A 13,175-nucleotide genomic window follows, 5' to 3' on the forward strand; every position below is an offset into this window, starting at 1 on the left:
GCAAATCAACGCGGGCTCTTTGCCGCCCGCACCCGCAGCCTGCGTATTTGTCAGACAGCAGACTGCGCTGTCCGACAAACACGCAGGTCCTGTTAACTGCAGATTTCCCCGCCCGTAACTCTGTCAATCTCCTTCAGTACCCACAGCAGGTCGGTGGCGTCGGGTACGCAGACATTCCAGCGCAGGCCATTTCTGAACTCCGCTTCACCGGGCCACAGCGTATTGCCGGTCACGGTGATCAGAATATCCAGTTTTTTTTCATTCTCATCCGTCAGGTGTACCGCCACGCAGCTGCGACGGCCAACACGGTGCGGGTAAACCGACAGCAAAAACGGTGTTTTCAGACGTTTCAGTATTTCCCGCAGCAGCGTATCAAGCGACACGCTGTCAGACTGCCCTATCGAGGCCATACCCTGCGGCGGTACGGTAAAAATGACAGACGCAATCAGCGCTTTGTCCGCAACGACCATCGGCGGTGCCATAGTCAGTTTCTTCATGAATTCCCCTGTCAGATACTCAGTCCGCGATTTTCGTCAAGCCGGCGCGCAACATGAAACGCAGCCTCAAGTTCACTGCACTGTAATTCATTCATAATGAGGCGTCTTTCAGCTTTCTCTTCTTTTTCTGTCATACCCAGAGCAAGGTAGAGGCTCGGGGGCACGGCACGGAAAAGGGCCTGCACCTTACGTGACAAAATAACGCCTTCCGTATATTTTTTAGGAAGTTTGGTGGCAGACAACAGCATCGCCTTCTGTTCACTGTTCAGCGTTTTAAAACGCGCTATTTGCTCCACTTCATCAGGGGGCATCACCAGACAAATCCACCACTCCGCCATATTAAGCATCTTTTTGGCCGTATCCGGAAAGTCGGCCAGGTTCTGCGTGAACAGCCAGAGCCAGGCACCCAGCTTACGCCACATTTTCACAATCTTGGTGGCATAAGGCCCCATCAGGGGATTTGCGGTCACGATATGCGCCTCATCGATCGACACGATAATATCCCGGTCACTGTACTGCTCGCGCTCAGCAATATTGTTGATGGTGTTGAGCAGGGAAATCACCGCAACGGCCATCTGCGCCTCATAGCCTTCGCGCGCCAGCGTACCAAGGTCAACGATGGTCACATCAGCCTCCGGCCACGGCGTACCCGGACGGTTAAACAGCTCACCTTCAAAGCCTTCGGTAAACATCCGTAACGCTTCCGACATTTCCTCAGCACGGGCCCGGCGCGCGGCCGTACGCCTTTCGCGCCCGTCCTCACCCATCCCGGCATCCCGGGCGATGCCCTGCAGCGCAAACATCAGATCTTCAGGCAACATCTGCCGTCCGGCCTCAAACGTACTCCGCGCAGCGATCATGATGGCCTCCCGGATCATCCCGCGATCGGCGCGCGTCATTCTCTGCTCCTCCGCTGGCTCGCCGCCGGTAATCATCAGGCGTGCTGCAATCTCCATCTCACCCAGCACATCACGTTTTTCATCCTTGTCCTCATCGTCATCAATATCCGGCAGGGCGTCTTCGCTGATAATGAGTTCATCCGGTTTTTCCTGCATCAGCAGATGCGAATCGCCGAACGGCGCCAGCGAGATGGCCTTACCGGGCTTGATGCTGACACGATGAACGGTGAGCCCCAGGGACTCAAAGTAATCTCCGGCCAGCCCGAAGCTGTTACCGGCTTCCAGTAAAAAGATACGTGAACGGTAAATGGCTATCATTTGTGCCAGCTTATCAAGTGCGGTAGCCGATTTACCTGCACCGGTCGGCCCAAACAGCAGGAGGTGGGCGTTCTGCGTACGGTCATTTTTGTTGAGGGGATCGACGGACAGCGGACCACCGCCCCGGTTAAAAAAGGTAAAGCCCGGGTTGCCGGTGCCGGTATCACGCCCGTACACCGGCGCCAGGCAGGCAAAATGCTGCACGAACATCAGACGGGTATACCAGTTGTGCCGGTCCTGCTCCGGATTAAAGCACATGGGTAATGCACGCATGTAGGTGCTGAGCGGCCCGATATCATGCTCCGGGTTTACCGGCTCCAGCCCGCAGTTCAGTAGCTTACTGCTGAGGTCGAGATAGCGACTGTCCAGTGAAGGCAGGTCGTGGGCTTTAATCAGCAGGGTAATGGCCGCGCGATACAGTTTATGCTTATTACCCAGGTAAGTGCGGGCGGTGGCCGCATCCTCCCGGGCACGCAGCGAATCCACGTTCTCCCCCATCGAGTCACGACTCAGCCGGGCAAAGTTTTCCTCCAGCTTGTCCTGCGGATGGATAACCAGCGTCATGACGAGCACCGTACCTTCCGGCAGCAGGTCCATAATGGCGTTGATATTATCGCCACGGCGGACCTCGCCGGTCAGGTGCCCCGTGGTGGGTGCGCTGCGCAGACGAGCCACCGGCACCGCCCTGTGCGCCACGTCATCAAACCACCATACGCCTTTCTCCGCATCACTGCGGGGGCGGGTGAACCACAGGCTTTCACTGAAATCATTCAGCAACGGCAGTTCGCCAGGCGCGTCGTCAGTATGTCTGGCACAGCGATACAACGTGGCCTTATCCACCCACGTTGGTTCAGGGTTGAACCAGCGCAGCAGCCAGCTGTGGATCTGCTCGCCGTTCTGGCGCTGGCACTGAATACCGGCACCGCTCATAGCGGCCGTCAGGCGATCGCAGACCTGCTTCAGCAGCACCTCTGGGGCCATCGGATCACGATACGGTGACTCCACCCAGCGGTAGATGACCATACGCGTACGACGTATCTGACCGCGCCACGGCGCACCGGTGACGGCCTCATCGACAAACAGGCCCTTTTCAGTGGCCACATTCTGCAGGTGACGGGCCTGTTCCTTCAGCCAGGCGTCGGTGAAGTCGGTGCCCTGCGCCCGGGGCTTCACATATCCCCGGATCTTATCCATATACACCATCAGGTCAGACTCGTCCTGACAGTAGAACTGCACCACCCACTGATGTGTATCCAGCTCCGGCAGACTGTCCTGCAGGGCGTTTTCGACCACGTCGCGAATTTCCTCCAGGCGAGAATCCGGACGCCCCTCGGTGCCCACCGGGATGATTTCGTAAACTGCCCCGACCGACACGCCGTCATCAAGCAGGATGCACTGATGTTCAGGGAGATATTCCCCCCAGGGAATGTGATCGATGATGGACGGAGCCGTCTCATACAGCTTCGCTTCCTCGCTGCGGGTCAGACGTCCCTCGCGCGTCAGGGGTTCATGGCCGTTAACAGAAAACGGCCCGTCACCGTACTGGTGTGCTTCCTGCGCTTCAGCCCTGCGACGGAAAAGTGAAAAGGCCATTACAAATCCTCCGTGCGCTCGCCGGGCAGCGCGTACTGTACCTGGCTGTAGAAGGGAAATACGGTGCTGTAACCGGGCACCGGTGTGTTGCCGTCGGCCAGATGCGGGAAGACGTACATCACCAGGTCGGGGTTGGGCAGGCGCGGAAACGTCTGCTGGATTTCATTCTCCTGGGTGCGGCTGTAGCTGTCCCGGGTCTGCCGTGAAATAACCCGCTCACTGTCCGTAACCGGACGGCGCAGGGTGGTCCGGCTCTCACCGGTTGCATGGGTGGCTGAAGCACCATCATTCCACAGTTCCAGCATGGTGCTGTCACCCGGCGGGAGCATCTCATCTTTTGATGTGCTGCAGCCGGCAAGCAGCAGTGCCACGGCTCCGGTCAGGAAAAGCGTGACGGGACGCAGACTGCGCCACCTCATCACAGCGGTATCAGGGATATCGTTTTGCATCAGTCTCTCCGTCAGTCCATGCCCGTGCCGCTGCCGGCCAGGCTGAAATCGTATTTAACCCTGCGGCCTTTTTCCTCGTAATCGATGGCCAGCTGGCGCGTGATATGCAAAGCCACTGTCTGACCCGGCGGCACGTAGATGGCATCAAACGTCAGGCCATAGCGGGCCTTCACCCAGTCAACGGTCTCACGCATGCCGCCGGAGAGCGCTTTACCCAGTACGGCCTGACCGGCATTACCGGTGAGCGTTGAGGTCACGCCACCGTAAGCGTTGGTCTGGCCGGTACTCTGGTTTTCCGCCACGGCATCCCCCGCCGCACTGGCGGCCGCAAGTGCGGCGATGGTCGGCAGATAGGTCGAAGCATTGCTCTTGCGCGTCCCGGAGATGCAGGGAATACCGTTATCATCGGACAACCAGCCAATACTGCTGTTATTACCGCCCTGACTGTTCTGATTACTGCTGTTTCCGTTCTGCCCCTGACCGTCAGGCGAAGGCAGCGTCCTGACCGTGCCGTCGCTGAAGACAAAGGTGATGCTGGTAATGGAGCCCCGCACGCATGACAGCGTCCAGTCGCCCGTCGCCGTGCCGGAAACAATGGCCCCCTGCACGTCGGGCAGCTCAATGCCGTTTGCCGTCAGGTTGTCTTTGCCAATCATCACCTTGAAGGGATAGGGGTCGGTCACTTTGCCATCCACGGGGATACGCCCCAGCAGTGCGGTCATCGCGCGACTGCCAACGAGGGTGGAATTCTCCGGCAGCGTGTACACCGGGTCGGTGGCCTTCTGTGCATCCGTAAGCTGCGTCTGTACCGCCGCTGCGGTGTTGCCGACGGCCTGTTTACCGGCGTCAGCGGCATCAGCAAACGACGTGGCAAACGAGAAGCCGGTAGCGTTATTCCTGTTGCTGTCAGTCACCGGCCGACCGCTGGCATCCACGGAGACACCGTCTCTGGGTTCAACCCACTGCAGACCATCGGAGGAAGATGAGACACCGGAAGCGCCGCTGTTCAGCCCACTGTCATAGCCCAGCCCGATCGGAATATCACTGCCGGAGCCGCTGTTTTTTCCGGATTCCGTGCCGGCACCGCCATTCCGCAACTGGTCCATCAGCTGTTTGACCTGGGTACTGAGATCGGTGACCTCTGCACTGAGCTGCTGGCGTTTCTGCGCCTCCTCGGCACGGGCATTGCTTACTGCCTGATTAATCTGCGTGTCCACATTGCTGTTGGTGGTTTTCAGGGCTTTATTTTCGTCGCTGAGCTTTTTGTTATCGTCCGCGAGCGTATCGAGACGGTCCTGCACTTTGCGGAAATTTCCCACCACCGTGCGCAGTGTGTCCTGCGGCGTGTCACCTTCAATACCCAGCGCCTTGAGGTCTTCCGGCGACAGGTCCTTCAGCGCAACATTGCTGGCGGTATGTGGCGCAGCCGTCTGATGTTCCCCCCCCGAGCAGGATTTCACGCCCACCACCACCGCGCTGGCCAGTACCACCGGAACGGCGACTTTCACGAGAAGATTTGAGGAGGGTGCCTTCATTTTTTCGCTCTCCGTTTACGTCCGTCAGCGGGCTGCAGCGAGGGTGGCTCAGCAATGAAGGCACCCTCCGGGCGTCCGGCCGTCACCAGATAGAGGACCGTTGTATCCTCCGGTGTGCCTGCGCGCCCCAGCCAGCGGTGCTGGAAGGTGGCCGTGGTAAACTGACCTTCCAGCGCGCGGGGATCAAGAATAACCTTGCCGGCAGAACGGTTACGGACCTGCAGCGCGACGACGCTGCTGCCCTGCAGACTCCAGGCGGCCATCGGCGTGACGGTGACCGGTTCAGCAGGCATCAGTGTTGTGATGACGGAAGGCAGCTTCAGTGACACCGGGCTGATACCCGGCACCGGTTCAACCGTACGCAGCGGGCCGTACATGTTCTGGGCCGCATAGCGGGTCAGGACCACCGGCTGCGGTGCATTCAGTTTCGCGGGCTTACGGTCCGGCTTTGTGGTTTCCGTATCAGCCTGTTGAGCACTGCGGCCGGTGCTGTCACCCTCGCTGCTGACGGACTGCCTGTCACTGGCGGTTGCGGTGGCCACTTCGCCGTCATAGACAATTTTCACGGGTTCACGCGTGGTTTTTCCCGGTGCGGCTGATACATCGAGCAGAATAATTTCCCCGTTTTCCTTGTTCTGCAGCTCAAGCCGCGTCACCGGAAACGCCTCACTCGCATCGAGATACACCACGCCGCCGGTGCTCTGAATACGCAGCTTATTGTTAAGCGCGGGTGGAAAGCCGACACGCACGTTTTTATTCACAAAAACGATACGCTCCTGACCCACCGTCAGGGGAACCTGCAGCGGGATACGTTCCCATTTCATCAGCTCCACAGCGTCTGCCGCGCCCGACAGGATCAGTCCGGCGAGCAGGAGCAGACGGCATTTTTTTAACGGGTTCTTCATCACTTTTTCTCCGGCTCAGGCAGCGTGACGGCCTCCAGCCGCTGCGGGGTGGCCGCATAACAGTCCAGAGCAAGTCCGAAGGGATTGCGTTCCGGATCACCCTCCCAGCGCACCACTTTCAGCGGATAGCGGACCAGCGCACGTTTTACCGGCTCAGTGTGGTAATACTCATCCGCCACCAGATCGAGCTGTGCTATCCAGTGGTCCTGATCGAGAATGGTGACGCTGCGGCTGCTGTAGCCACGGCGCGGGATCTCATACACCACGCGCACGCGGTCCCGGAGCTCGTCGCTGTTTTTACGCATCTCCGCGTCTTTATTGAGAAAATCCTGGCAGGACGGCGTCAGGTAAGGACTCATCTGGGCAATTTTTGCCGGATAATCCACCTCGCCGTTCTTTGGCCAGGAATTGAGCTGCTGAAAGATATAGAAGGCAAAGCTGTACACGGTGGAAGGCGGCACTTCCCACCATTTACGGGTGCTGCCTGAACGCAGATCCGGCGGATTGTGGATGGTAAGTTCTGACGGTGCACGCATCCAGCCAATACCGGCCATCAGCATGCCGGCGAACAGCAGCGCACAGGCGATGCGCAGGGAGAAAATATGATTATCCCGCGCGGTCATGCCATTGCGGAAACGACTCATGACAGACCTCCGCGTTTTATCGCTGTGGTACGTTTCATCTCCCATGCCCGGCTGTTGAGGATCAGGGCACGGGACAGACCAGTACGACAGCGGATTTCCTCCAGGCGTTGCCAGATATAATTCTCCGGCTTACCGCGCTTGTAACCCGCAATCCAGCCCCCGCCGAAGAAGATGACGAACATCGGCATCAGCAGCATACAGGTGGGAAAGGCCAGCCAGCCGATAAAAGGCACCAGAGCCAGCGGCACCGCCAGCGGAATACCTGCAATGACGCCGGTGATGGCCGCCAGAAGAAATTCACCGGACGTGAAACCTTTCCACACCACAGGCGGGTTGTTCAGACGGTCAGGAAGGAAATCGATGACGGCCATAGAGTCTCCTTACAGAATGTCTGACGCTTTGGTCGCCAGAAAAATAACTACAAGGATAAGAATGATGCCCACCACACCGTAAAGCAGGAATTCCGTCCAGGAGCCTTTGCCCTTGCGGATATCATGGAAAGACGTGATGACAGCATGCGCCACGGCCAGAAATGCCCCCACACTGACAAGCAGTCCGAGTGCGAGACCGCCCATTTTTGCGTAACCCATCATGGTGTTGTACGTCCCGCCACCGCCGCCGGTCGTGGGTTGTTCAATGGGAGGAAGGTCAGCCAGCGCATTACCGGTAATAAACAGCCCGCTCAGCATCAGATGCTTTGCTCGTGTAGTCGTGGCGCGATAAAGCCTGAGTAACATGGATTTCATTAGATTGTCCTTTCAGTGGAAAAACAGAAACAGCATTGCCAGGTAAAGCACGATCAGTCGCACGGCAAGCTCATTGAACTGACGAAATGTCACGGATTTCGAGGCAACCCCGCGATAGGCCTGAACCAGCGCCCAGGCGCTGAACAGGAGGATGACGACCGCGAGCGTGCCGAGGATGAGCGTGTTCAGTTGCGAAGGCGTGAGGCTGCTGCCGGTGCCGGCGCTCCAGCCATTAAGCTGTGCACCGTTCATCGCCATGCCGGCGCCTGTGCGCGGTACTGTCCGGTGACAGAAGACGACGGTGACACAGGCTGCGCGCGGGAGGGTTCCAGATAGGTTGAGATCCCCTGCTTCATGGTGGTGATATCGCGCGTCGCCTGCTGGTAATCGAAGTAAAAGCGGGCATCCTGGGTCTGGTTCGCCACCACGCGGGCGCGGTCCAGCCCGGCCTGCACCTGGTCGAGCTGACGCATGACCAGCGCGAGTTCATCTTTCTCTGAGGCGTGGCACTGCAGCGCGGGCAGGACGGCCATCAGCAGGGCTGTGAGGATTCGGGTATGAGGCATTCTGCGGCTCTCCGGTTAACGGGTCGTCGGGAGAGTGACGCAAAGGCGTAAGTCTTACAGCAGGAAATTATTTATGCTCCAACGAAAATAACCCCTTAACGGCATCCTCTTTAATCGCAGATGTTTAAGACACCAGAACAGGTATGTTATAAAAATGAACAATATGACTGAGAAAGGACGCGCTGGAAGGTGAATGTTTATAAGCTCGATGTAAAAAAACAGGGATACTGGTTACTCGATAAAGATGGTTACGAACAGCGCACTGCTCGTCGTTCCCCCTGGTATAAAGTAAGTGATTCTGGTTCCCCCCGTTATTTTGCAGTCTGCCCGGCCTGCAATAATCCGATCCAGATAATAGGTATCTACAGGCTCCCCGCCAATGTCTCCGCTCCCTATGCAAAACACTATAATACGGCACTGCCTGGTGTAGGGATCTACGACAGGGAAGCATACGAACATTGCCCTTATGCCGACAAAACTAAGAGCTCTGGCTCAGATAAAGGCAAAAGAGCACCTGGCGCACTTTCACGGCTGATACTTCAGTTGCTTATCGAACATTTTGATAAAGTGATCTGGCTGCTAAGTAAAACTATCGGCATCAGAATTGATGAGAAACTGGCTGTGTCCATGCTTCGGCAGTACGCCCGTGAGGAAGGGTGGCTGTATTCCCGGGCAACGTTAATGAACATTCCCTGGATATTCGCGTATATGGCAGACTGGCAGGATATTTTTTACAAAAAACTGGAGAATAAGGAGATGGCTCAGGCACTGATGGTCGCTGAGCCGGAAAGGCTTTTGTTGAACGAGAATGGTTTTCTTGTCAAAGTCCCGTCCTGCATTGATTACCTGACTCTTGGGACCTATTACACTTGTCACAGCGCTGTTGTGACCAACGATGTGCTCAGCGAGACAATGGATATGGTGGTCACGCTAAAGTGTGGTTATGAAGCCCCGCGTGAAATTTACCGTCAAAAAATAGATTTCGACTTTAACTATTTCAATAATATCGTGAATTTTTCTGAGTGGGAAAGCTCAGCTGCTGGACAGAAACTTCTTGCACACGCGGCTGACATTCTGGGTCCACACCTGCTCACTAACTGATTTCAGGGTATTTGCAGTTCAGCAGTGACCACCATGCCTCAGGAATGACTGGTACCTCGCCCAGTTTCTCTGCTTCACGCAGGCATCGCAGGAGCGTTTCCAGTGGCATCAGCACAGTGTGACACCTGTCCTGAAGAACAAAGTGCATCTCCTGCATCTCTGGCGAAGGTCTGATAGCTGCCACTGGCCGGGCCTGATTCGGTTCAGACAGGTTGCCAGCATTATTTTTGTTCATCATGTGTCCTCGCAGGTATTTCCTGATACAGCTCCGTACAGCATAAAGGCGCTATAAATATTTCTTGAAGGTTGCGGTTGTGATGGCCAGAACAGCACCAACCAGCAACGCTGATGGCAGCAACAGCAGATTCGGCCATACCGCCGTGGGCCATGCCAGATAGAGCATGCAGGGGCCATACAGCGCGGGTTTGATAAAGCGTTTGGCATGGTGATAAACAAAGCTCGATTCATACCCCGCGCCGTAGCGCCGCAGGTCACGCCTGACTAGCCCGTCCACCACGCCCGTGATGACAACCAGCGCGAACAGCGGCAGGCTGAGAAAAAGGATCATCACCCGGATGAAGAAAATCAGCGTGACCCAGACCGTGGCCTGAAGGTACACACCCAGCCAGTTCACAAGCGTGGCACCGACTCCGTTCAGCGCCGGAATAAGCCCGCTGCCTTTTTCGCTCAGGGATTTAAATGACTGCAGCCAGCCACTGAACCCACTGTCCACAAACAGCCACTGCCAGGCAACGTGCACCCACCGGCTGACTGTCTCAACCGGGGCGGCCATCAGCAGGCTGCGCGTATACCCTCCCGAGAGCCAGTGGCTTTCTGCCACCATCACCTGATAGCTGTGGGCCGCGCCTTCTTCCGGCCACAACAGCGCTATACAGACATACTCGATAAGCAGGCTGACCAGGAGTGAACCGAGCAACACACCGATAAGGCCCATCGGGAAATCCCAGAGCAGCAGGCCAATCGGACCGGACTGTCGCTGTCGGGGCGTCGCGCTGCGCTGCCCGTTCTCACTGTCCTGCTGTGGCATCCGGCCCTCCTGCATACGTTATGTCACCACCGGTCCACCAGGTTTCACCGGTGTGGTAGTTTTTCTCCATGCTGTCAGCCAGATGCGTCAGGCTGGCCGGCATATGTGGGTCGTTGTTATCCGCCGGCAGCGGCATACGGATTTTCCACAACCGTCCGCCCTCCAGCAGTGCAAAGGCCTGCCCTTTCGGCAGGTTGATGATATCGGCGGGCCGTATCATCGGCACCTTCACCAGACTCACCTGGTCGTTAACGTTGCTGTTAAAGTCCGTGCCTTCCCCGGGACGCGAGACGTCGGTGACACCCGATGTCAGTGTCTTCTGGTAGACGTCCACTTCCGGGAGCTGATCGGTGAGCAGCATGGCGGTGTTTTTCTCGCGCACGCGCAGCATCACCAGAGTGTTGAAGTTACCCACCACCTGGTTCGCTTTGGCCGTACTGCCGATGCGGGCCTCGATGTCAGAAAGCGTCTGGGTGTAGGCTGTCACCTGAAAACCGGCACCACCGCCTTTGTTGATAAGCGGGATGAATTCATCCCCCATCAGCTCGTTAAACTCATCGCAGTGAAGGTTGATGGCCACCTTTGCGGATTTCCCCTCTTCCTCATCACCGAGACCGAACTTATAGATGTGGCCTCCCTCAGACACGAGGTCTGCGAACATGCTGTTTCCAACGGCGGCGGCCACCACCGGGTCGGAGAGCGCATCGAGGCCCACGTACACCACGCCGCGGGACTTGATGATATTGTGCCAGTCGAGAATCGGACGCGGATCGTCCAGGTCGGTGTAGTCTGGGGCGAGAAGCGCGGCCGTTTTGCCGGTAGTGAGTTTCTCCAGGAGCGGCAACAGGGATGCCACAATTTTATCGAAGTAGGTGCGATCGTACTGCACCGCGCTGCGCAGGCCGTCCAGCACCGGGTCCCAGAGTTTTTTCCCCTCCGGGCTGCCGAGCACCTGCTCTGACACCCAGATTTTCACGCCGTTAGGCCGCCCCTGCAGGTGACGCGGCAGGTCCTTATCGCTGATCCCGCTCTGCATCATGGCTTCCGTTGTATTCATCAGCTGCGGCGCCTTTTCGCTCAGCAGGTTATCCACGTAAGTCTCATACAGCTCACCGATATTGGTGACATACCGCAGAATGAGGCCGTAGTCCGGGCGTTGTCCGAGGGCGACCAGCGCGCGGGTGATGATATTGACGAACCGCCAGGCAAATTCACGGAATGCCGCGGAGTTACCTTCCCCCGAGAGCTGACCGGCCACGCGGGAGGCCACCTCGGAGATACGGCTGAACCGTCCGACGGCGTTATACCGGGCGCTGATATCGGGCCAGCCGAGGTGGAACACCCAGAAGTTATCCTGACGCCCCGCGCGGTGCGACTCTGCGTACATCCGCCGGAGCAGGTCCGCGTCCCCTTTGGGGTCAAACACAATGACCACCTCGTGTTCACCGGCAGCGTTTGTGCGGCGGATATCCTGGGTGATAAGCAGCTCCGCCAGTCGGGTCTTGCCCACGCGGGTCGTGCCGATAACGAGCATATGCCCGACGCGTTCGCCGAGATCGTAGGTCACCGAAGTCTCATCAGGCTCGACACCGTGATACACCGGGCTGCCCCCGACCGGGGGTAAAGGGCGAAAAGGGTTGAGCGCCGAATCCGTGCGGGTCAGCCGGCACAGCCAGGGGAGGCTGTACTCCATCTTCTTTTCCATCTCACGCGCCATGCGGTACAGCACGGAGGGCTGCACATAGATTTCGCACTCCGGTCGACGCGCCTCCATCAGCCGCTGGGTATGACGCACAGACCACTGAAAACCTTTCCCCAGAAACAGATGGTGCCGGCTGACCGGTATCTGTTCGCTGGTCAGCACATAACGGGACAGACGGCGGATATTCTGCCGGTAGCGCAGGATTTTCATGCCCTGTCGGGTGCGCTTCAGGGCCAGAACGCCGAAACCGGCGGCAGTCACCCAACTGACAGAAGGCGCGAGTGCCACCGCCCAGGGGGCGGTCAGGCAGATACAGGTCGCACTGGCCGCAACCGTTGCGGAATACAGTTCCACGGCCGGGCGCAGAAGGGATTCCATCACATAACGATCGCTCATGTACGCCCCCTGCAGGTCAGCCGGCTGAAAAATCCGGGACGTTTTGTTGCAGTACGCTTATCCCGCCATGCCATCAGAGACACAAGCAATTGCCATCCCTCATCCGGACACGAAAAATCACGCGGGGCTGCCAGTGCGCTGATGTCCAGGTTGTCAGCGTGTTCCCTGCACCATGGCCCCACACTGAAATACAGCGACGTGGAATAGATATCGGTTTTCCAGCCTGCGGTATCCTCCCGGGCGCGATGAACGCGGTTGACATTCAGGTCCATGTGAAAGCCCTGTGCCGCATGCTGGCTCAGTTCCTCACGAAGGGCCAGATACACGGCCAGCAGGGGTTCATCGAACTCATAATGGTTCAGATGCACACCGTGCAGATACGCCATTTCCCGCTCATGAAACAGAAACCGTGCCAGACCGCTGCGGTGATTACCGTCAGCACCGATATACCAGTCAATACCGTCATAGCTGTTGTAATACATGGAAGGTTTTTTACGGTCAGTCTCCAGGTAGTAACCCGGATTACGCTCCAGCATCGGAATGTTCCGGTCCATGCGCTTACCCCGGTGCAGAAACTCATGCCAGGTCAGCCCCTGATAGTCAGGATGGTCGGTGCCTTTTATGCAGAACACATTAATACTGCCCTGATCGGTCCAGTAATGCCGGCGGAGAAAACCGCCATACAGGCGCAACTTATGGTCATCCCATTTGCCGATAACGTCCCCCGCCCAGTGTGGCGGATTAGCGTCCATTCTCGCCAGAAAATCACTCATCGC

General features: G+C 57.5%; 15 protein-coding genes. 1 reads left to right on the forward strand and 14 read right to left on the reverse strand.

Translation table 11 applies throughout. The annotated features are described in order from the left end of the window. Positions 1-92: 92 nt before the first annotated feature. From MPHASIOC01_RS16990 to MPHASIOC01_RS17035, 10 genes are read right to left on the reverse strand one after another with little or no spacing between them, the layout of a single operon-like run. Positions 93-497, reverse strand: coding sequence for a hypothetical protein (locus MPHASIOC01_RS16990; RefSeq protein WP_007372621.1), 405 nt, complete (start codon positions 495-497; stop codon positions 93-95). Positions 498-508: 11 nt separating this feature from the next. Beyond that, positions 509-3,307 (reverse strand): conjugative transfer ATPase, encoded by a 2,799-nt coding sequence (locus tag MPHASIOC01_RS16995; protein WP_187973460.1) that lies wholly within the window; start codon positions 3,305-3,307, stop codon positions 509-511. Beyond that, on the reverse strand, positions 3,307-3,726 hold the full coding sequence (locus MPHASIOC01_RS17000; protein WP_035943490.1) for a TIGR03751 family conjugal transfer lipoprotein: 420 nt from the start codon (positions 3,724-3,726) through the stop codon (positions 3,307-3,309). Before MPHASIOC01_RS17000 ends, MPHASIOC01_RS16995 begins: the two co-directional genes overlap by 1 nt. Before the next feature lie 41 nt (positions 3,727-3,767). Further along, positions 3,768-5,291, reverse strand: a complete 1,524-nt coding sequence (locus MPHASIOC01_RS17005) for a TIGR03752 family integrating conjugative element protein (RefSeq protein WP_187973461.1) — start codon at positions 5,289-5,291, stop codon at positions 3,768-3,770. Next, on the reverse strand, positions 5,288-6,196 hold the full coding sequence (locus MPHASIOC01_RS17010; RefSeq protein WP_187973462.1) for a TIGR03749 family integrating conjugative element protein: 909 nt from the start codon (positions 6,194-6,196) through the stop codon (positions 5,288-5,290). Before MPHASIOC01_RS17010 ends, MPHASIOC01_RS17005 begins: the two co-directional genes overlap by 4 nt. After that, positions 6,196-6,840 (reverse strand): PFL_4703 family integrating conjugative element protein, encoded by a 645-nt coding sequence (locus MPHASIOC01_RS17015; protein ID WP_013095173.1) that lies wholly within the window; start codon positions 6,838-6,840, stop codon positions 6,196-6,198. Before MPHASIOC01_RS17015 ends, MPHASIOC01_RS17010 begins: the two co-directional genes overlap by 1 nt. Beyond that, positions 6,837-7,211, reverse strand: a complete 375-nt coding sequence (locus tag MPHASIOC01_RS17020) for a TIGR03750 family conjugal transfer protein (RefSeq protein WP_007372615.1) — start codon at positions 7,209-7,211, stop codon at positions 6,837-6,839. Before MPHASIOC01_RS17020 ends, MPHASIOC01_RS17015 begins: the two co-directional genes overlap by 4 nt. Before the next feature lie 9 nt (positions 7,212-7,220). After that, positions 7,221-7,586 carry a TIGR03745 family integrating conjugative element membrane protein gene (locus MPHASIOC01_RS17025; protein ID WP_187973463.1) on the reverse strand — a complete coding sequence of 122 codons (366 nt, stop codon included), beginning with the start codon at positions 7,584-7,586 and terminating at the stop codon, positions 7,221-7,223. A 12-nt stretch (positions 7,587-7,598) separates the two neighbouring features. Beyond that, on the reverse strand, positions 7,599-7,844 hold the full coding sequence (locus MPHASIOC01_RS17030) for a TIGR03758 family integrating conjugative element protein (RefSeq protein ID WP_007372613.1): 246 nt from the start codon (positions 7,842-7,844) through the stop codon (positions 7,599-7,601). Further along, entirely contained in the window at positions 7,835-8,152 is a 318-nt protein-coding gene (locus MPHASIOC01_RS17035; protein ID WP_187973464.1) for an RAQPRD family integrative conjugative element protein, read from the reverse strand. The genes MPHASIOC01_RS17030 and MPHASIOC01_RS17035 overlap by 10 nt, the downstream gene beginning before the upstream one ends. 189 nt (positions 8,153-8,341) lie before the next feature. On the opposite strand from MPHASIOC01_RS17035, the gene MPHASIOC01_RS17040 reads away from it, so the two are divergent. Beyond that, positions 8,342-9,253 (forward strand): hypothetical protein, encoded by a 912-nt coding sequence (locus MPHASIOC01_RS17040; RefSeq protein WP_241189564.1) that lies wholly within the window; start codon positions 8,342-8,344, stop codon positions 9,251-9,253. Here the strand turns inward: MPHASIOC01_RS17040 and MPHASIOC01_RS17045 are convergent. Genes MPHASIOC01_RS17045 through MPHASIOC01_RS17060 form a run of 4 tightly spaced genes read right to left on the reverse strand, consistent with a single transcriptional unit; the run spans position 9,246 to position 13,172 of the window. Next, complete coding sequence (locus MPHASIOC01_RS17045) at positions 9,246-9,491, reverse strand: hypothetical protein (protein WP_107146965.1); 246 nt, start codon at positions 9,489-9,491, stop codon at positions 9,246-9,248. The genes MPHASIOC01_RS17040 and MPHASIOC01_RS17045 overlap by 8 nt on opposite strands. Positions 9,492-9,539: 48 nt before the next feature. Beyond that, entirely contained in the window at positions 9,540-10,301 is a 762-nt protein-coding gene (locus tag MPHASIOC01_RS17050) for a TIGR03747 family integrating conjugative element membrane protein (protein ID WP_187973466.1), read from the reverse strand. Continuing rightward, complete coding sequence (gene traD, locus MPHASIOC01_RS17055) at positions 10,282-12,399, reverse strand: type IV conjugative transfer system coupling protein TraD (protein ID WP_187973467.1); 2,118 nt, start codon at positions 12,397-12,399, stop codon at positions 10,282-10,284. Before traD ends, MPHASIOC01_RS17050 begins: the two co-directional genes overlap by 20 nt. Continuing rightward, positions 12,396-13,172 (reverse strand): hypothetical protein, encoded by a 777-nt coding sequence (locus MPHASIOC01_RS17060; RefSeq protein ID WP_063436938.1) that lies wholly within the window; start codon positions 13,170-13,172, stop codon positions 12,396-12,398. Before MPHASIOC01_RS17060 ends, traD begins: the two co-directional genes overlap by 4 nt. Positions 13,173-13,175 lie beyond the last annotated feature (3 nt).

This window comes from Mangrovibacter phragmitis (genome assembly GCF_040429585.1).
GTDB lineage: Bacteria > Pseudomonadota > Gammaproteobacteria > Enterobacterales > Enterobacteriaceae > Mangrovibacter > Mangrovibacter phragmitis.